Source organism: Sphingomonas sp. ASY06-1R (genome assembly GCF_052180265.1).
Classification (GTDB): domain Bacteria; phylum Pseudomonadota; class Alphaproteobacteria; order Sphingomonadales; family Sphingomonadaceae; genus Sphingomonas_I.
This window is the reverse complement of sequence record NZ_CP197464.1, coordinates 3,145,600-3,165,523: the sequence shown is the minus strand read 5'-3', so window position 1 is coordinate 3,165,523 and position 19,924 is coordinate 3,145,600. Positions and strand designations below refer to the sequence as shown.

Genomic DNA, 19,924 nt, shown 5'->3' with positions numbered 1-19,924 from the left:
ATCGCGGCATTGCTGATGTCATTCAGGGCAGGTCTAAGGCGCGCGCCCGTGACAGCATTGGCAAGCAGGACGCTCGCGTGAAATGGGGGTAAGTTAATGCGTGGCAATTCGATACGGCGGCGTTTGGCCACGGGAACCGTCCTTACATCGCGTGCCGCGATGCGCGCGTTGGCGGGCGGTGTCGCCGCGACGATCCTGCTGGCGGCGCCCGCCACGGCACAGACGACACGCGGCGGTGATGGCGGGCAGGGAAATCGTCCGCCAGCCTCCGCCGGCGGCATCAGCAGTGTTTTGGGAACTGGTGGTGCGGGCGCTGCTGCTGGAGAAGACTATGAGGGCGGTGCCGGTGGGGGCGCTGGCGTCACCGGCGGCAAGGGCGGGAATACGTTCGGGGGAGTCGCCGGCGGCGCGGGCGGGGCAAGTCCGGGTGCGGCCGGTCAGGATGGCGTCGGCGGTGGGTTCGGGTCTCGCGCGAGCGGCGGCGGCGGCGGTGCGCACGGCTTCGTAGTCACTGCTTCGAGCGCTGCTGGGAGCAGCTACACCGGTGGCAATGGCGGGAAGGGCGGCACGTCCAGCGATGGTGATGGCGGCGGCGGTGGCGCGGGCGGCTACGGCTTTGTTCTGGATGGCGCCAACGGTACTTACCTGGTCGATCCAGTAACCGGTGGCAAAGGCGGTGACGGCGGGGGCGGCTACTTCTACGGCGGCGGCGGTGGCGATGGCGGGCATGGGCTGGTTGCCACCAGCGCGATGAATGTTACGGTCGACGATGACGTCACCGGTGGTAACGGCGGTGCTGGCGGAACGATCGTCTATACCTGTTGTGAAAATGGGGCTGCCGGTGCGGGGGGTATCGGCATCGTCGGCACCGACTTGGACTTGGTCGTCTACAAAGCTGTAAGTGGGGGGCTGTCGGGTGACGGCGCCACGCGTGCGCTTGCGATGAGCTTCACCGGCGCCAATCGCCTCATTCTTGGAGGCAGCTGGAGCATTACTGGCGGCATTCAGGTTAACAGCGGCAGCTTGACTCTCCATCAGTCCACCGATGTCACGCTGACCAATGTCATTTCTGGGACGGGCTCGCTGGTGAAAAGCGGGGCGGGCACGCTGACCTTGACGGCTGCCAACAGCTATAGCGGTGGCACGAGCTTCAGCGGAGGCGTGCTGAGCGTCGCCGCCGAGAACAATCTCGGCACGGGCGGCCTGAGCTTCAATGGGGGCACCCTGCGCACAACGGCCTCTTTCGCCACTGCGCGGGACGCGGCGATGGCTGGCGCAGGTTCGGTGTCCGTTGATTCCGGCGTTACCACGACACTTTCCGGCGTGATCTCCGGCTCGGGCGCTCTTACCAAAGCTGGAGCCGGTACCCTCACCTTGTCGGGTGCCAACGCGTACAGCGGCGCAACGACGGTTGCTGCCGGCACATTGCAGATCACAAATGCCGGCGCCCTTGGGACCACGGCGGGCGGTACAACCGTTCAATCCGGTGCGACGCTGGCGATCTCGGGCGGCATCACCGTAGGAGCAGAGGCGCTGACCTTGTCCGGGCCCGGCGCGGCGGGCGCCGGAGCGCTTACCACGGTGGGTGCCGGGGTCAATAATTATCAAGGCCCGATCACGCTGGCGGCGGCCAGCACATTGAATGTTCAGGGCACAAGCTCGCTCAATCTTTCAGGCGGGATCACGGGCGCCGACACCGATCTGACGCTCATCGGGACCAGCAATAATTCCGGCCGGATCACCGGCGTAATCGCTATCGGCTCGGGTGGAATCACCAAGACCGGTACGCAGTGGGAGCTGGCGGGCGCAAACACCTATACGGGCTTAACCACGGTCAGCTCCGGCAGCTTGTTCGTCACCAACAATTTGGGCTTAGGGTCTACGTCCAGCGGCACCGTGGTGGCGTCGGGTGCAAGCCTGGGGCTGGGCAATGGCGTGAATATCGCCGGCGAGGCGCTGACATTGTCCGGCAGCGGCGTCGGCAATTTTGGCGCAATAACAGTGACCGGCGGCACAGCGACCTACGGCGGCGACATCACTTTGGCCGCGGACAGTCAGGTCAATGCCGGGATATTGAATATCGCCGGAACCCTGAACCTTTCCGGCGGCATTACCGGCGCCGGAAAGACCCTCACGCTGGCAGGCTCGGGGACCGGCATTGTGTCCGGCGCGATCGCTACCGGAAGCGGCGGCGTGACGAAGATCGATGGCGGCACCTGGTCGCTCACCGGCGCCAACAGCTATACCGGAACGACGACCGTCTCGGCGGGTACGCTTGCGATCGGGAATGGCGGCACGACCGGCTCGGTTGCGGGCAACGTGGTCAACAATGGGGCGCTGATTTTCAACCGCTCCGATGCGGTTACCGTCGCCGGCGACATTTCGGGTACGGGCACGCTGACCAAGCTAAGCGCGAATACGCTGACGCTCACCGGGACGAACAGCTATACCGGCGACACCACGATCTCCGCCGGCACGCTGCGGATCGGCGATGGCGGGACGACGGGCTCGCTCGTGAGCAATGTCGCGAGCGCCGCGGGCACGACGCTCGCCTTCGACCGCTCGGATGCCTCCACCTACGTCGGCGCGGTGTCCGGAGCAGGCGCGCTTTCGAAAAGTGGCGCCGGTACGCTTACCCTGGCCGCGGATAGCAATATTGGCGGCGGCATCACCGTCTCCGAAGGAACGCTGGCTGTAAATGGGAGGATCGAGAGCGGCGCGCTTACGATGGCGGGCGGTCGTCTTGAGCTCAACGGGCCGGGATTCACGTCATCGTCATTTACCGGCGACGGCCAAGTCGCGATTGGAATTGGCTCCCAATTTACCATCCTGCAGGCGCAGGGGGACGTTTACTCAGGATCGATGGCCAGTAGCGGCCGACTTGTGCTGTGGAATGGCGCACGCCAGACGATCAACGGCGTCATATCGGGCACAGGTTCGATCCAACTGATTGGCGGAAATACGCAGACGTTCAACAACGCTACCGTGCTGGAGCTGAACGCCGCCAACACCTATAGCGGCGATACCGATATTGCAGACGGCGCCAAGATTCTGGTCGGCGCCGATCATGCGCTTGGCACAGGGCGCGTGACGGCGAGCCTGGGCACGCTGGAATCGACGAGTGACGTCAAGCTCGCGAACAATATCGCGCTGTATCAATTTGTCGGCGACGGCCGCTTGGCGATCACCGGCTCGAACAGCCTTCAGCTAGACGGCGTCATCTCGCGCATGACCGGCACCGGCACTGTCATCAAGCAGGATAGCGGAACGCTGATCCTGAACGGCAATAACAGTTTCGGCAAATTGTTGATCCAGGGCGGCACCGTAGTTGCCGGACATGACAATGGGCTCGGCACCGGCTCGGTCAGCATGGATGCGGGCACGACGCTGGGCCTGGAAGGCTTCCGCTTGATCGGCAACGCGATCGCGCTCAACGGCGATGTGACGATCTCCGCTCCCGAATTCCAGGCGAGTAATCTGGAAGGCGCGATTTCCGGCGTCGGCGGCATCACCAAGACGGGCGGGGGTTCGCTGGGATTGGCGGGTAACAACAGTTTCACGGGCGATGTCCGCGTCGCGCAGGGCACGCTTACGATCGACTCTTCGATACCGGGGACACCGGCTAACACCATCGCGGACACCGCGCGCATAACGGTCGATGCCGGCGCGAATGTGCAGATGGCGGCGGCGGAGACGGTCGGTGAGCTGACGGGCTCGGGTTTCGTCAGCGTCGATCTCGCCGCGCTCACCGTGGGTGCGGCCAATACCAATTTCACCTTTGCGGGGCAGATCTATGGCGGCCAGCCGACCAATGGCCTGTCCCCGACCTTCGGGTTGATCAAGACCGGCACCGGACTATTCAGGCTGACCGGCGCCAACAGCTATCTCAACGGGACGCAGATTTCCGGCGGGACGCTGGCGGTCGAGGGCTCGCTCGCCAGCACCTATGTCCAGGTCGACAGCGGCGGCACCCTGGCCGGCAGCGGCAGCATCGCCGGCAAGGTGCAGGTCTATGGCAATGGTCATCTGACTGGCATCGCTGGAAAAACGCTGACGATGGGTTCGCTGGATGTCGCGCAGGGCGGCAACATCGATGTCGAGTTGGGCCTGCCCAGCCGGACGCCTCTCTTCAACGTAAATGGCAATGTCGCGCTGGCGGGTACGGTCAACGTCATCGATGCCGGCGGTTTCGGGACTGCGGGCGTATACAGGCTGATCGACTATAGCGGTATCCGCAGCGGCCCGGGCCTAACGCTGGGCACCTTGCCCGGAAATGTGGATCGGACCGCTTTCAGTATCCAGACGGCGAACCCCGGGGAGGTGAATCTCGTCTCCTCGGCTGGCCTGACGCTGAAGTTCTGGGACGGGGCGGGGCCTGGCTTGGATGGCGTGATCCAAGGCGGCAGCGGCACATGGACCACGACCGGCGCCAATTGGACGGATGCCGCCGGTAACGTCAACGGCACGGCTACGCAGCCCATCTTCGCGGTGTTCCAAGGCAGTCCAGGCACGGTCACGGTCGATGATAGCGCGGGCTCGGTCTCGGTCAGCGGCCTGCAATTCGCGGCCAACGGCTATACCATCACCGGCGATGCGCTGACGCTGGACAGCCCGACGGCTACGGTGCGCGTTGGCGACGGAAGCCCGGCAAGCAGCGGCTGGTCCGCGACGGTCGCCAGCGCGCTGGCAGGCAGCGGCGCACTCGTGAAAACCGATCCGGGCACACTGATCCTGACCGGTACCAACAGTTATAGTGGTGGCACGACTATTAGCGCCGGCACGCTGCAAATCGGCAATGGCGGCACGACCGGTTCGATTGTGGGTAACGTAGCCAACAATGCCCAACTCGCTTTCAATCGGTCGGACGCCGCCACATATGCCGGAATCGTCTCCGGCACCGGTCAGCTCACTCAGGCAGGCTCGGGCACGCTGACGCTGTCGGCCGCGAACAGCTATAGCGGAGCGACGACCGTATCGGCCGGCACGCTGCAGATCACGAATGCCAATGCTTTAGGCACTTCAACCGGTGGCACTATTGTCGCTTCCGGTGCGACGCTGGCGCTCTCGGGCGGTATCATAGTGGACAGCGAAGCGCTGACGCTTTCCGGCTCTGGCGTAGATGGCCGTGGGGCGCTCGTCAGTGCGCCGGGGGCGACCAATACAGTTATGGGTCCTATAACGCTGGCGGCAGCCGCGACGCTGAAGAACGAGGGATCGCTTAATCTTTCCGGCAACATCACCGGGGCAGGAACCGATCTGACGCTGGGCGGAGTCGGCACGGACGGAGCCTTTATTCAAGGGACGATAGCCCTTGGTTCGGGGGCGATCAACAAGGTCGATAGCGCGCCATGGTACCTGATGGCCGCCAACAGCTATACCGGCCTCACGACGATTGCTTCGGGAAGCCTGTACGCCTGGAACGATGCGTCTCTTGGCTCGACCACCGGCGGCACGGTGGTGCAGCCCGGCGGCTCCCTGGTCCTGCACGGCGGCGTGACAATCGGCCGCGAAGTGTTGACGCTTTCTGGCAATGGCGACGGCAATAACGGGGCTCTACGCTCAAGCGGGGGGCTTGCCACCTACGGCGGGGACATAATTCTTGCTGGCGATAGTCAAATAAATACCGGTCCAGCGAATGAGGTGGCAAACCTAAACCTTACCGGTGGCATCACCGGATCAGGGAAAAATCTCATCCTGGCTGGTTCATGGACGGGTGTGGCTTCGGGCGTCATTGCCACCGGCACTGGCACGGTGACGAAAACTGACACCGGCACTTGGTCGCTCATCGCGGACAACAGCTACACCGGGGGCACGACAATTTCCGGGGGCACCTTGTCCATCGGGAATGGCGGTACGACTGGCTCTATCACCGGCGATGTCGCCAATAACGCAGAACTTTCATTCAACCGTTCAGATGCGACCAGCTATGGCGGCATAATTTCCGGATCGGGAAAGCTCACCCAGAGGGGTAGCGGTACGCTGACGCTAACGGGAATTAATACGTATAGCGGCGGTACGACCATTAGGGCCGGAACGTTGCAGATCGGCGACGGCGGTACGATCGGGTCTATCGTTGGTGATGTATTAACGCGCGGCGGAACCGGCGCTACTCTCGTCTACAATCGTTCTGACGAGATCACCAATGCCGGTATCGTTTCAGGCGGTGGCGCGCTAGTTCAGCGCGGCGCGGGCACGCTGATCCTGACCGGCGCCAACAGCTACAGCGGCGGCACGACGGTTAGCGCAGGAAGGCTTCAGATAGGTAATGGCGGCACGTCAGGGCAGGTGGTGGGTGACATCGCGAACGATGCGGCGCTGGCCTTCAATCGTTCGGATGCCGTCAGCTTTGCGGGTGCTATTTCCGGCACCGGCCAGCTGATTCAGGCCGGTGCGGGCACGCTGACGCTTACCGGCACGAATACGTTTACCGGCCTCACCGATATCTTCGCAGGTACGCTACGCGTTGGCGACGGCGCCGCATCCGGATCACTGGGCGCCACGAGCGGCGTCAGCAATGCCGGAACGCTGGTGTTCGATCGATCCGATGACATCAGCTTCGGCGCGCCGATTTCCGGCGCGGGCACGCTGGTGAAGAATGGCGCGGCTATGCTCACGCTCAGCGGCGCGAACAGCTATACGGGCACGACCACTGTCAACGCCGGTACGCTACGTCTGATCGACGGTGGTGCGGCGTCCGATCAGATCGTCAACCAGGGCACATTCCTCTTCGATATCGCGAGTGCGGCGACCAGCAATGCCAGCTTCACGGGCGGAGGCACGATCCGTTCGGCGGGCAGCGGCGTCGTGACGCTGCAGGGCGACAGCAGCGCATTTGCTGGTTCCACCCGCGTGGAGGGCGGCACATTACGTCTTGCCGGCACGCTTGCTGGCGGTCTCTCCGTCGCGTCCGGTGCCACGCTCGCAGGCGGATTGGGGGCTGGCGACGCAAGCAATGCGCTTGGTACAGTCGAGATCGACAATGGCGGCCATCTTTCTGGCGCGCAGGGCGGCACGCTCAAGCTTGGCAATCTGGTGCTGGCCGACGGTGCCCTGCTGGACGTGAGGCTCGGGGTTGCCACCCCGGCCAACCCGCTCTTCAACGTCGCGGGCAACCTGACCCTCGCTGGCACTTTGAACGTGTCCGATGCAGGTGGCTTTGGCACCGGCGTCTACCGCCTGTTTGATTATGGTGGCGCTCGCAGCGGGGCCGGCCTGACCATCGGCACGACGCCCACCGGCATCAGTCCCGGGGCCCTAAGCGTGCAGACGGCCGTTGCCGGCCAGGTCAACCTCATATCCAGTGCGGGCGCCGCGCTGCGCTTCTGGGATGGTGCAGGCCCCGCGTCGGACCGTGTCGTCCAGGGCGGCAGCGGCACGTGGCGCGCGGACAGCGCCAACTGGACCGATGCCGACGGCGTCTTCAGCGGCGCCTTCACGCAGCCGGGCTTTGCAGTCTTTCAGGGGGCGGCAGGCACCGTCACGGTGGATAATGGGCCCGGCGAGCTGCGCGTCACCGGCCTGCAATTCGCCACCAATGGCTATACGATCGCGGGGGGCGCTTTGACGCTCGAAAGCGCCTCCATCATCCGCGTTGGTGACGGGAGCGCAGCCAGCGGTAGCTGGGCCGCGACCATCGCCAGTATTCTGACGGGCAGCGGCGGGCTGGTAAAGAGCGACCCCGGCACCCTGATCCTGACCGGCGCGAACAGCTATAGCGGGGGTACCAGTGTCAACGCCGGCACATTGCGCATCGGCAATGGCGGCAGCACCGGCCAGATCATCGGGAATGTGGTCAATAACGGTACGCTGGCATTCGACCGCGCCGATGCGACTACTTTCGGCGGCACCATCTCGGGCACCGGTGCGCTCGTGAAGGGCGGGGCGGGCACGCTTACCCTGACCGGGGCCAACACGTATACCGGCATGACCAAGGTCGATGGCGGAGTGTTGCGCGTGACGGGCGGGGGGGCGGTGTCCGATCGCATCGTCAACAACGCCACCTTCCTGTTCGATGTCGCCGGAACCGCCAGCAGCAATGCAAGCTTCAGCGGCACCGGCACGCTGCGATCGAGCGGCACCGGCGTGGTCACCTTGCAGGGCAATAGCAGCAGCTTCGCCGGCGCGACCCGCGTCGACGGCGGTACTCTACGGCTCGCCGGCACCTTGGGAGGCGCCATCAGCATTGGCTCCGGCGCGACCCTGGGGGGTGGCCTGTCAGCGGGGAATGCCGGCACGGCGGCTGGATCGGTCAGCATCCAGAATGGCGGCCATCTTGCAGGCGCGCAGGGCAGCACATTCACGCTCGGCACTCTCGCGCTTGCCTCGGGCGCGCTGGTCGACGTGACGCTGGGGGGCGCCTCGGGCGCGCCCGGCTTGTTCAAGATTGCGGGAGATCTGACCCTGGACGGCACGCTGAACGTAACCGGCGGCGCCGGGTTCGGCATGGGCGTTTACCGGCTGTTCGACTACGGCGGCAGGCTGGTCGACAACGGTCTGGCACTTGGCGCCTTGCCCGGCAGCGTTGCGGCGGGCGATGCGAGCATTCAGACCAGCGTCGCCGGCCAGGTGAACTTCGTCAATGCGTCCACCGCGACGCTGGCTTTCTGGGACGGCGGCGATGCCACGGCCTACGACAATCGTCGCATCGATGGCGGCGCAGGTAGCTGGCGCGTCGATGGCCGTGGCTGGACCGGGGCGGACGGTGTCACCAATGGCGCGATGCGACCGCAACCCGGTTTTGCCATTTTCCAGGGTCGCGCCGGCACCGTGACGGTCGACAATCAGGCTGGCGCCGTCTCGGCGACCGGCATGCAGTTCGCGACCGACGGCTATCGAATCGAGGGCGGCTCGCTCGGTTTGGCGGGCGCGCAGGCGATCGTGCGCGTCGGCGATGGCACCCCGGCGGGTGCGGCGATGAACGCCACTATCGCCGCTTCACTCACCGGGGACAGCATGTTGGTCAAGACCGATCTCGGCACGCTGACGCTGACCGGCGCCAACAGCTATACGGGCGGCACGCGGGTCGAGGCGGGGACGCTGATCGGCAATGCCGGCTCGATCCGGGGCGATCTGGTGAGCAACGGTCAGACCATATTCGATCAGGCGGACAGCGGTAGCTTCGCGGGCGCGATCAGCGGCACGGGCAGCCTGATCAAGACCGGCGCCGGCGTCCTGACGCTGGCCGGTACCAGCAGCGCCAATTGGTCGCTGGAACAGGGTGGGCTGGTGTCGGCGTCCGATCGCTTCACCGGCAATATCGTGCTGGCAAGCGGTACCAACCTGACCTTCGATCAGGCTGCCGACGGCGTCTATGCCGGCAGCGTCAGCGGCAGCGGCGCCCTGCGCGTGACCGGCGGCGGCATGGTGCGGCTGACTGGTGATTCCAGCGGCTTTGCTGGCCAGACCAGCGTTGCCGGCCTGCTGTCGGTCAACGGCACGCTGACCGGTTCGCTGGATGTGCTGGCGGGTGGGCGCTTGCAGGGCAATGGCAGCGTCGGCCCGACCCGGGTCGCGGGCACGATCGCGCCGGGCAATTCGATCGGCACGCTCACCGTCAACGGCACGCTGACCATGCTGCCCGGCAGCACCTATGAGGTTGAGGCCAACGCGGCCGGCCAATCGGACAAGATCGCGGTCAACGGCAGTGCCGCGCTGGCCGGCACGGTGCGCGTGCTGGCGGCCAACGGCGATTATGCGCCGGAGACGGATTATACGATCCTGACCGCCACCAACGGCATTTCCGGCAGCTTCGGCGGCGTCACGTCCAACCTCGCCTTCCTCGATCCGTCGTTAAGCTATGGCACGACCGGCGTGACGCTGCGGCTGGTGCGCAACGACGTCTCGCTCGCGGATGTCGCGGTAACGCGCAACCAGCGCGCGGTCGCGCCCGCGGTCAATGCGCTGGGTTTCCGCAATCCGGTGTTCGACGCGGTACTCGGCCAATCGGCTGATGGCGCGCGGGCAGCTTTCGATGCTCTATCCGGGGTCGAGCATGCCAATCTGCGCGGTATGTTGATCGAGGATACGCGCTTTCTGCGGCGGGCCGTGCTGGCGCGCGGGCCGGAGATGGCTGGCGCTGGCATGGCGGTGTGGGGGCAGGTCGTGGGCTCGTGGAGCGATGTCGACAGCGACGGCAATGCGGCGGGCTATAAACGGTCGATCAAGGGCCTGCTCACTGGCTTCGACGGCGCGGTGGGTGAGCATTGGAGGGTCGGCGCAGTGCTCGGCTACGGCACCAACGAGCTCCATGCGCGCGGCAGTTCGGATCTCAAGAGCAAGACCTACCAGGCGGGCAGCTATATCAGCGGCACGTTCGATCGGTTCACCGTTCAGCTGGGCGGCAGCTATGGCTGGCATGACGTGCGGTCGCAGCGCTCGGTCGCGATCGGCAGCTTCGTCAATGGTCTGAACGCCGAATATGACCCGCACACGCTGCAGGGCTTTGGCGAGGTGGCGTGGCGCACCCGGCTCGGTCAGGTGCAGTTCGAGCCTTTTGCCGGTGCCGCCATCGTTCGTCTGTCCGGCGGGGCCATGCGCGAAACCGGTGGGCCGGCGGCGCTGCAAAGCCGCTCGGATCGGCTCGACACCAGCTTCGGCACGGCCGGCCTGCGGATGCGGACGGGTACGGCGCTGGGCGGCATCGACATGCGCGTCGTTGGCTCGGCGGCGGTGCGGCAACTGCTGCACGGCCGGGTGCCGACGGCCGACCTCGGCTTTGGCGAAGGCGCGCCGTTCCGGATTGCGGGGACGCCGCTCGCTAGGACGGCCTTTGCCGGCGATCTTGGCGTGGAAGCGGATCTGAGCCAGCGGCTGACGCTTGGCGTCAGCTATGCCGGCCAATTCGCCAGGCGCAACAGCGACAATGGCGTCCGCGCACAATTGAACTGGCGCTTCTAGACGCCTCCACGCCGCGTCGTGCGTTCCCGATTCTGTGAGGAGAGGGGACGCAGGAACGTGAACGCGCAGGACATGACGCTCCACCTGCTGGACCAGCGCGCGCCGGGCGCAACGATTTGCCCGAGCGAAGTGGCGCGGGCGTTGGTGGCGGCGCAAAGCCACGCCGGGCCCGAGCAGAATTGGCGCGACGCCATGCCGCTGGTGCACGACGCCGTCGATGCCTTGGTGACGGCGGGAGCGGTGCGGCTCAGCTGGAAAGGGGAAGCGCGCCCAGCCCGGTCCGGCCCCTATCGCATCGGACGCGCCGGGTAAGGCCCCCGTCGCAAATCATTCGGCCGCACGAATTATGCCGCGTCTCTAGCAGATATAGACAGCCCTGCGCAGGCATCGTCACCTTATGGTAAATCCTAGCAGGCTACCCGAGGAGACAGCATTCCCGATCCCAACATAGGCAGCGCCGGACGCGACGCCGGTGAGCCCTTCAGGTTGTACAAAGCCTCTCCTGCCGAGTTGCGGGGCAGGCATTCTCCCTGCAGAAAGACGTAGGGGAGGAATGCTCATGTCGGCCGCACTCGACTATACCTACCGTTATGGCTTCCCGTCGGGCGTAGCTGCCACCGCTACGGGACGTCCGCAACTATCGCTTGCCACCTGTAATGCCGACCAGCAACGGCCTTATTTCTTCGACGGTCGTGCCCGATATCCGCGAATGCTGGGCGACATGCTTTATACCTTGAGCGATGTCGTGCGAACGCACTTCTTCCTGCCTCGCCCCGTAATTTTGGATCCTGTGCTGACCAGCAATGAGGAACTGCTGAGGCTGGAAGGCTTCAGCGGCTGTTGCGGGGTCTATGCGCGCGTCGATCTTCCGGCTGAGGCATTTGACGGGGATTGTCATGGGCGCGGCACGACCAACGTCGATTTCAACCAGCCGATGCGCAATGCGCTGCTCCGCTTGCGCGATGAGGAGGACGTGCGCTTTGCCGTCGGCGCGGATGAGGTTATGCTCAGCAAGGGCGATGAGAGGACCATCGAGAAGAAGGTCAAACTTCCCCTCCGCTGGATCAAGGGTTTTAGCGAGGTGCAAGCCTATCAGCCGCGCTTGCAGCTGATGATGGAGGTTAACGCCGCCGAAGCGCTGCGTTTCGTCCGGACTTTGCCCAAGGGCGCCAAGCCTAAGATGCCCAGCTATGCGGTGTCGGCGGGCCGATCGATCCGGTTGAGTCAACGCGCGCAAAAGGGCGCCGTGCCGATCTTGGGAACGCACCGGGTGAAGGTGATCGAGCCGCTGTTGGTACGGGCCCGAAGCCTGCGGGTCTGGTGCGACGAGGCCAGCGGCGCCAGTGCATGGGAGGTCCGCTATCCGATCGGCGCCTTCTTCCTCATGATCAGCCCGGAGGTGTTTCGCGGCTTTTCTGGCGAAGGCCAGATACTCAGCGTCTTGGCCAAGCCGCCGGAAGATGCGGTAATCGCTAAGGTCCGCGCGAGCTTGAGGTGGCAGTCGCAGGTCGATGTCGGCGATTTGGCAACAGGCCTCAACCTCAAATCCGCTGAAGTCGAGACAGCGCTGGCGGTGCTGGGGAGCAAGGGGCTCGCAGGTTTCGATGCAGACACTCAACGCTATTTCCATCGGGTGCTGCCGTTCGATCTCGACAAGGTCGAAGACATGCAGCCACGTCTTGGGAACGCGCGAAAACTGGTCGAGGGCGGACTGGTCCGGCGGCTTCCCGATGCGGCCGGGGGCATCGCAACTTTCGAAGTACAGGGCACCGGGACGATGCACCGGGTGGGTATCGCCGGGGACCACCAAAGCTGCACCTGCCCGTGGTTCAGTAAATATCAGGGCCAGCGCGGCCCGTGCAAACATATCCTCGCCGCGTCGATTGTTGTGGAAGCCGGGGAGGCGGCGGCCTGATGACTTACGACGAACTGGAAGCGCTGGTACTCGACAGAAAGGGAAGCTGGGCATTGGCGCGTGCGCTCGCGCCGCTCGACGAAAAGGCCCGCAGCAAATTGTCGGGATCGGCGCAAAAGCTCTATCGTCAATTGTACACCGGCAAAGCCGCTGACAGCGCATCCCTTCGGCTCAAGGCCGTCCTGTTCACCCGCCAGGGCGACAGCTGGAGCCATTGGAACGCCATCCAGAACCGCCACGCTATGCTGGCCTTGTTCGCGCTATGCCCCGTCTCGGTCGTGAAGAAGCGCGAAATTCATGTCTGGCATGACCAAGTGCCGATCTTCGACCAGATTATCCGCGACCGCAGACCCGCGTGGCTGGACGACTGGATCGCACATCAGCTTGAAGTTGATTTCACGCATCTAAGCTTCGGCCTTTTGCTGGCCTGGATCCGTGACGGCGTTTGCGCGAAGCCTGTAGTCGATGGATATTATAGCAGGTTTGCGAGCCATTTGATGCGCACCAGCTTCTATAACAAAGATGAAGTCGTTCCCCCGATCACCGCACAGCTACTCGCCGATCCGGAGCTTCTGGCCGATGTTGAAGGTCTGTTCCGGGTGAAGAATATCGCGTTCAACACCAACACCTGGCTGCAACAAAGCGCGGCCCCAGAATATGAGACCTGGACGGAAGCCCTGTTGAAGCTGTCCGCTGACGGTCATCTGGATCGCGCCGCACTGCTCCAGTGGGCCCTCGATGGGCTAAAGTTCGATTTCAAGCAGAACCAGCTTTCGGGCTTCTGCGGGTTTTACAGGCGAATGGCGCCTAGTGAAACCGAGCTTCGCCGGCATCAGCCAGGCTATATCGACCTGCTTTGTCATTCTGTCGGTCATGTCGTGAAGTTCGCGATCGAGATGCTTGGCCAACTCGAGAAGATTGACGCGCTTAACGTCGAGCCCGTACTGCGTGAACTGCCCGTGGTTTTTTCGAGCGACGGCAAGGGCAATGCATTGGCAGCGCTTAAACTGCTCAAGCGCATCATGGCCCGGCAAAAGCAATTTGGGCCGGAGGCGCTCAAATCCGTCGGTGAGGCGCTGCGCCATGCTCGGCCCGATGTGCAGTCACTGGCACTCGACATTTCGATCGCGAACAGAGCGCAGCTTACGCAGGAGGATCTCGAGGCCCTTCGTGACATCGAACCTTTTGTGGCAGCAAGCAATCGTGCTCGCTTTGCGCAGCTGATTTCGCCCGATACGGATCCGAGCGGTGCGATAGCTGCGGCGCGCGTGCCAAGCAGCCTATCGCCGGAACCTGAACGGTTGCTCGATTATAGCCCCATCGCATCCGACCGGATCGAAGCGCCGATTTTGAGGCCGGAGGACGAGATACGGCCGATCGAGACTGTTGAGGCTCTGATCGCAGCCGTTTTGCACGCGGTCGAAGCGGTAGAGTCGCCGGATGAGATCGAACGGATCGTCGATGCAATCTCGCGATTGGCGGCCAGCCGGCCGGCGGATTTTAAGGCACGGGTCGCGCCGCTGCTGCATCGACTGAGTACGGGCGGGGGTTTGAATAGCATCGTCGTGGCCAAAGTTGGCGTTGGCGTTGGCGTTGGCGGGGCGCTGCTAGACTTGCTCTACACTTGGCTAACCGGTCGCCTCCATCGGAGCCCGAACGAGGAAACCCAATATTACACGCTTGAAGATGGCTTCGTGCCGGTGAGGCAGCATCTGCGCGCGATTGTCGATCGTATTTACCGCGGCGAGATGCGCGCTCTCCTCTCCGTTCCTACCCACAAAGGGGGATGGATAGACCCCCTCGTGTGGATCCAACGCCTGACCAAATTGCCCGATTCCGCCGCCGTCGACAGTATGGACTTTCGGCTATCGATGCTCCGACTAGCCCCTGATCGTCGGGGGGAAGCACTCGACGCTGCCGGAGCGTTGCCCGCGCCGCTCCGTCAGATTGTGGATTTTGCCCTGGGCGGAGACGCGCGCCCCACACGTTCGGATCAGGCGCGCTATGCCGCCTGGGTTACCGCCGCGCGGTGTCGCGATCCATATGCGGACTGGAGCGCCGAATTGGCGCCGCTGCGTTTGGATGGCCAGCTTTCGGATGCCATTCGGCCTGCGCGCTATATCTGGCGATCATCTCACAGGGCACACCAACATGATCGGACACGCCTTAAGTTTCCCGAGTTCGCGGTTTCCGTCACCTGCGACGGCTTAGAGGACGCCGCGGCTTCCGACAGCGCGAGCGGCTTTATTGGCCGGGTCGCTTCTGCGTTGAGAGGGCGCACTGCGATGGATTGGAGGAGCCTGCCAACGGCTGCGCTCAACCGGCGCATGGACAGAAAGCGGTCCTGGTCCGGCGAATTGCTTTCGCCTTGGGTATCGCAGTGGCTGTCGTTTATTTGGCCCCAGAACCCCGCTGCCGCATACATGCTTGGCGTGACGAGGCTGATGCTGAGAACCGACGAAAATAGCAGTAGTTGGAGTCCCAGCCATGGTTATTTCCAGCCTTTGTTCCAGCGCGGCCGTCCCTGGCGGGAACCCGGCCACCTGTTGCTGTGCATCGGATTGGTGGCGAAGGACGCGGATGCCCGTGGGCTCGCCATCGATGCGCTGATTGAGGGTGTCGATAAACGGCTGTTCGACCCGCAACTTTTCGCAGTGACCATCGCCCGATTGGCGGAAGGGGAATGGGTCAAGCTCAACCGCGTCGCAGATGGGCTCAAACCGGTCGTCGAGGCATCTACGCTTCACGCATCGGTTGTGAGTGAAGCGCTACAGCATTGGTTGCCGCAACTTGATCTGCACCAGAAAAACGCGTTTCAGATCCTCGAGGTCCTTGTCGAGGCCCAGGCTATGACGGGACGACCTTTGGATGACGCCGCGCGCAGTGCGCTCTGCCGCGCAACGGGCAACGGAAAAGCCGCGCGGCTTGCAAAGCAGCTGATCCAATGACCTGACGCCTACTCACTCCCATCGCAATAGGCCGAAAAATCGCGGCACTGGCGATTATCCCGGTGCTCGCGTTGCCTATCAGCGAGGCGCATGTCCCGCCCCGCTTTGCGATCGGCTTCGGCCTGATCGGTGGTGGACCAGTCGACGACCTTGGTCGTCGCTTTCACCGGCAGGGAGGCAAGATCCCAGGCTGTGCCGACGACACAACCGGAAGTGAAGAAAGGTAGTAGCAGCACAAGGGGCAAAGCAGATGTCTTCATGACCTTCTCCATTATTGTCGGGCGGTGCGATTGCAGACGGGGGCGGCAAGCCGCTGCGACAGCTGATGTTCGATCCGTTGTGCAGCTGTCTCGGTCGCGCTTGGGCACCAACCGCCTCGCCCAGTGGAGCTTTGATGGAGCCTCTTTCAGTCCGCGGTCGATGCGCGGGCTTGCGACCTCGTAGGGGGACGACATCATCTGTGGTGTGCGGGTATTTGTAGAAGCGGGGCCGCCAACGTCAGCGTGACGATCGCGATCGTCATCACGATGATGGTCGATGCGACAAGATCGTGGAGCTGGCGATTGATCTGCCATTCCAGCGCGCAGAAGACGCCCAGGATCGGTACCCAAATGGCCAGGAGCCGCAGCGCGCATCGCATGGCGTCGTTTTTGCCTTTACCCCTGCGGATAAAGGGGCGGGGCGGACGCGTGAAACCACCGCGTCCATGATCCAACGATGGCGGCCTCATGGTTCGAGTGGCCCGAAACCGGAAAGGCCGCGCAGATATTGGAGCTTGGTGACGGTGGTTGCGACGGCGTTGCCGACGACGACGGTTGCCTGCGCGACTGTTGGGCGGGTTCGACCCAATCGGGTGTTGCCCGGTACCCCGATCCCATCGCGGGAGATGCTGAATTTTCTCCCGTTGTCGCGATCGTGGATCACGATGATCGCATAAGCACCTGGCTGGGGGACGGCGACGCACAACAGGGCCGGTCCCGCTGCGGGAACGGGAGCAATTCGGCGGCGGAACAGCTTCCCTTCTTTCAGAAGGGCCTCGTCGTCCTTCAGGAAGTCTGCCTGATTGGCGGGGTAGACCTCCAGTCGTAATTGGCCGGACCTGTCTTTGAGACCGGTGACGTCCACCTGAATGCCGGGCGCCGACGGCGTGCAGGCTGGCCCTCCCCCCACCACCGACGGTTGTGCGGCGGCGGGGGTAAGGGGGGCGCAGATGGTGGTAATGGCGATGAGGGCAAAGATCTTGATCGGCATGGTAAGTCTCGCTGCGGAAAGGCGGAAGGCCGCGTTCAGCTGCGCCGCGCCCGATTCCGCGCAATGTGCCGGGCGCGGCGGCGCGCTCAGAAGACGTGGCGAACGCCGATTGTGCCTGACAGCGCACGCAGCGTCGGTTGATAGCTGGTGGCGGTGCCGAAATTCTGACCGGCGAAGCTCAGGCGGCTGGTTTGCGAATAGCGGGCGCCGACCTCCAATGTGGTTCTCGCGGCGACCTGGATGCCGATGCCGGCATCGGCGTGCCACAGCAGACCCCAATCCTTGCCGGAATAGCTGCTGCCGAGCCCGGTGGTCCCGTCGACGCGCACCATGTTCGCCTCAACCCGCGCGGCGCCGACGCCGCCGCCGACATAAGGGACGATGATGCTATGGAGGGGGATGTCGACATATCCCGCCAAGCTCATGCTGAACGATCGGGTGCGGCCGGATGCGACCTGGTTATTGTCAAGATTCTTCAGCTTGAGATCGTCATTATTGTAGCCGATCGTCTGCTCGATGCGGAACATGCCAAAGTCATACCCGCCGCCGATCTGGCCGGTGAGGCCGGTCTTGAATTTGCTGCTGTCGGTGAAGGACGACGAAGAGATGTCGTCCGACTTCAGCTTCTGCTTGGGATTGATCGAGGCACCGACGCGGGCGACGGCGTAAACGCCCGTCACGGGCTCTTCGTCCTGCGCATGTGCCGCAGTGGCGAGCGGTAGTGCGGCGAAGCAGATCAGCCTGAGGCTGGAGATGGGACGGACCATGAGACACCCTTTGAACGGAGCGCCGGACCTGATGCCCGGCGTCGCAGCACAAATGGCGGCACTCGATGAACGCCCGTTCCACATTCGATGGAGGTTCGATGGAGCCGCGTCTCCATCCTTTCTCCACATCCGGCGACGATTGGGGTGTTGAAGGGAATGTGATGAGCAAGGTCTTGATCGTCGAGGATGAGCGCGAGATCGCCGAGTTGCTGGCGGCCTATGTCGAACGCGCCGGCTTCGAGGTTGCCCGTGCGGCCAACGTGCAGGATGCGATCCGATCGCACGCGCAATTCCATCCCGATCTGGTGCTGCTCGACATCGGGCTGCCGGGTGGCGACGGGCTCGACATACTCACGACGATCCGGCGTCGGGTGGATACACCTGTGATCATGGTGACCGCGCAGGATGACGAGGTGACCAAGCTCTCATCGCTCCGGATGGGCGCCGACGATTATGTGGTGAAGCCCTTCAATCCGTCCGAAGTGGTCGAGCGGATCCGCGCCGTTCTCCGGCGATCCCAGGGGGCGACCGGTCGACGGACGTTGACGGTGGGAAAATTGTTGATCGAACTCGACGCGCGCGTCGTCAGTTGTCGGGGGGACGCGGACGAGGAGCCTGCGCGCGTTGCGCTCACGCCCACCGAGTTCCAAATCCTGGCGCATATGGCGCGGCAGCCCCGACGCGCTTTTTCCCGTTCCGAATTGCTGGAGGCCGCTTCGCCGGAAAGCGATGCCTATGACCGTGTCATCGACAGCCATTTGTCGAAGCTGCGCCAGAAACTCACCGGCGCCGGATGTGCCGACATGATCGAGCCGGTGCGCGGATTGGGGTATAGATTATGGCCAGAATCCTGAACCGCCTCGTCACGCGTATGCTGATGCTGGCGGCGTTGATGACCTTCATCACGATGGTGACGGGCCTCGGCGCTTTTTATGTCGCGATGTACTTCCAGTTGAACAATGTCATGAGCCACATGCCGCCGACGGCGCGCGCGCAGCTGCAATATCTCGTGGATACCAACCAGCGCGGAACCGACCGCTTTTTCGACCTGTACCAGCGTTATGGGGGCCAGCCGCCCGGCATCACCGATCTCGGCTTCATCAGCGTCATCTTCCTGGTGTCGATCCTTACCGGTGGCACGCTCGCGGCCGTCGTCGCGCGCCGGATCAGCCGACCGATCACGGCCGTCGCCAAGGCAGCAGCACGCGTTTCGGCAGGCGATCGATCGGTTCGCGTGGATCGCGGGCGGGTGTCAGGGGAGACGGGGGAGCTCGTCGACAGCTTCAATCGCATGGCCGCCGATATCGAAGCCTATGAGCGGGAACGGACGGTTCTCACGGCCGGTATCGCGCATGAGTTGCGCACCCCCCTGACGATCCTCAAGGGGCGCTTGCATGGTCTCGCGGACGGCATAATCGATCCAGCGAATGGCGAGGCGGATCGCTTGTTACGGCAGGTGGAACATCTGTCCCGCCTGGTCGAAGATCTGCGCACACTTGCCCATGCCGATGCCGGCGAACTCAATCTCGATCTGCGCCATATCGATCTGAAGCCCCTGCTCAACCTATTGGTAGCGGATCTTCGGTTGTCCGCAGAGGGGCGCGGTGTGTCGATCCATCAGATGGTCGCGCCCGCCCCGCTGATCGGCGATGCCGTGCGGATCACGCAGATTTTTACCAATCTTCTGACCAACGCTATCAAACATTCACCGGAGGGCGGCCGCATAGATGTCATTCTGGTGGTCAGGAACAGCGACGCGATCGTGACAGTGCAAGACCAGGGGGATGGCTTTGCTGCGGAAGACGCGCCGCGCCTGTTCATCCCTTTTTGGCGCGCCGGGGTGGATAGGCGCGCAGGGCGGCCGGGCAGCGGGATAGGACTGACATTAGCCGCCAAGCTCACCGAGGCCCATGACGGCACGATTACCGCCCGAAACCGGGCCGACCGATCCGGTGCCTGCTTCATCGTCTCGCTGCCATTCGCAGGACCGGCCAAGAAGGCTTGAGCGCGGGTGGCGTGAGCTGCGGAAAGCTGAGAATTTTGGCGTTCATCATCGCAGCTAGAATTCGCGTTTGATCGGTCCAATCCCGCATACCCTGACGGAATCGTCCCGTATCCGGCGTCGAAAACGGCCATCGGACCAAGCC

Annotated in this window: 10 protein-coding genes; 6 read left to right on the top strand and 4 right to left on the bottom strand. The window is 63.7% G+C overall.

Annotation, left to right across the window (positions count from 1 at the left end; genetic code table 11):
• The first annotated feature begins 159 nt into the window (after positions 1 to 159).
• From ACSBM8_RS15075 to ACSBM8_RS15060, 4 genes are all read left to right on the top strand, one after another.
• Complete coding sequence (locus ACSBM8_RS15075; protein WP_442678816.1) at positions 160 to 10,896, top strand: autotransporter-associated beta strand repeat-containing protein; 10,737 nt, start codon at positions 160 to 162, stop codon at positions 10,894 to 10,896.
• 57 nt (positions 10,897 to 10,953) lie between these two features.
• Positions 10,954 to 11,208, top strand: a complete 255-nt coding sequence (locus tag ACSBM8_RS15070; RefSeq protein WP_442678815.1) for a DUF3253 domain-containing protein — start codon at positions 10,954 to 10,956, stop codon at positions 11,206 to 11,208.
• Between the two features lie 247 nt (positions 11,209 to 11,455).
• Positions 11,456 to 12,811 carry an SWIM zinc finger family protein gene (locus ACSBM8_RS15065; RefSeq protein WP_442678814.1) on the top strand — a complete coding sequence of 452 codons (1,356 nt, stop codon included), beginning with the start codon at positions 11,456 to 11,458 and terminating at the stop codon, positions 12,809 to 12,811.
• Positions 12,811 to 15,759, top strand: a complete 2,949-nt coding sequence (locus tag ACSBM8_RS15060; RefSeq protein WP_442678813.1) for a DUF6493 family protein — start codon at positions 12,811 to 12,813, stop codon at positions 15,757 to 15,759. The genes ACSBM8_RS15065 and ACSBM8_RS15060 overlap by 1 nt, the downstream gene beginning before the upstream one ends.
• 8 nt (positions 15,760 to 15,767) lie before the next feature.
• Here the strand turns inward: ACSBM8_RS15060 and ACSBM8_RS15055 are convergent, their stop codons facing one another.
• From ACSBM8_RS15055 to ACSBM8_RS15040, 4 genes are all read right to left on the bottom strand, one after another.
• Entirely contained in the window at positions 15,768 to 16,019 is a 252-nt protein-coding gene (locus ACSBM8_RS15055) for a hypothetical protein (protein ID WP_442678812.1), read from the bottom strand.
• A 194-nt stretch (positions 16,020 to 16,213) separates the two neighbouring features.
• Positions 16,214 to 16,399 carry a hypothetical protein gene (locus tag ACSBM8_RS15050; protein ID WP_442678811.1) on the bottom strand — a complete coding sequence of 62 codons (186 nt, stop codon included), beginning with the start codon at positions 16,397 to 16,399 and terminating at the stop codon, positions 16,214 to 16,216.
• Between the two features lie 86 nt (positions 16,400 to 16,485).
• Positions 16,486 to 17,010: a DUF2141 domain-containing protein gene (locus tag ACSBM8_RS15045; protein ID WP_442678810.1), complete on the bottom strand. Its 525-nt coding sequence runs from the start codon at positions 17,008 to 17,010 to the stop codon at positions 16,486 to 16,488.
• 86 nt (positions 17,011 to 17,096) lie between these two features.
• Positions 17,097 to 17,777: an outer membrane protein gene (locus ACSBM8_RS15040; RefSeq protein WP_442678809.1), complete on the bottom strand. Its 681-nt coding sequence runs from the start codon at positions 17,775 to 17,777 to the stop codon at positions 17,097 to 17,099.
• Between the two features lie 98 nt (positions 17,778 to 17,875).
• On the opposite strand from ACSBM8_RS15040, the gene ACSBM8_RS15035 reads away from it, so the two are divergent.
• Together ACSBM8_RS15035 and ACSBM8_RS15030 are read left to right on the top strand one after the other, a co-directional pair.
• Positions 17,876 to 18,631: a response regulator gene (locus tag ACSBM8_RS15035; RefSeq protein WP_442678808.1), complete on the top strand. Its 756-nt coding sequence runs from the start codon at positions 17,876 to 17,878 to the stop codon at positions 18,629 to 18,631.
• Positions 18,616 to 19,782 (top strand): sensor histidine kinase, encoded by a 1,167-nt coding sequence (locus ACSBM8_RS15030; protein WP_442678807.1) that lies wholly within the window; start codon positions 18,616 to 18,618, stop codon positions 19,780 to 19,782. The genes ACSBM8_RS15035 and ACSBM8_RS15030 overlap by 16 nt, the downstream gene beginning before the upstream one ends.
• Positions 19,783 to 19,924: the final 142 nt, after the last annotated feature.

Coding starts and splice junctions, on each gene's coding strand:
- ACSBM8_RS15050 (WP_442678811.1), bottom strand. CDS start 16,399: ATGCGATGCGCGCTGCGGCTCCTGGCCATTTGGGTACCGATCCTGGGC.
- ACSBM8_RS15075 (WP_442678816.1), top strand. CDS start 160: ATGCGCGCGTTGGCGGGCGGTGTCGCCGCGACGATCCTGCTGGCGGCG.
- ACSBM8_RS15035 (WP_442678808.1), top strand. CDS start 17,876: ATGGAGCCGCGTCTCCATCCTTTCTCCACATCCGGCGACGATTGGGGT.
- ACSBM8_RS15030 (WP_442678807.1), top strand. CDS start 18,616: ATGGCCAGAATCCTGAACCGCCTCGTCACGCGTATGCTGATGCTGGCG.
- ACSBM8_RS15045 (WP_442678810.1), bottom strand. CDS start 17,010: ATGCCGATCAAGATCTTTGCCCTCATCGCCATTACCACCATCTGCGCC.
- ACSBM8_RS15055 (WP_442678812.1), bottom strand. CDS start 16,019: ATGAAGACATCTGCTTTGCCCCTTGTGCTGCTACTACCTTTCTTCACT.
- ACSBM8_RS15060 (WP_442678813.1), top strand. CDS start 12,811: ATGACTTACGACGAACTGGAAGCGCTGGTACTCGACAGAAAGGGAAGC.
- ACSBM8_RS15065 (WP_442678814.1), top strand. CDS start 11,456: ATGTCGGCCGCACTCGACTATACCTACCGTTATGGCTTCCCGTCGGGC.
- ACSBM8_RS15040 (WP_442678809.1), bottom strand. CDS start 17,777: ATGGTCCGTCCCATCTCCAGCCTCAGGCTGATCTGCTTCGCCGCACTA.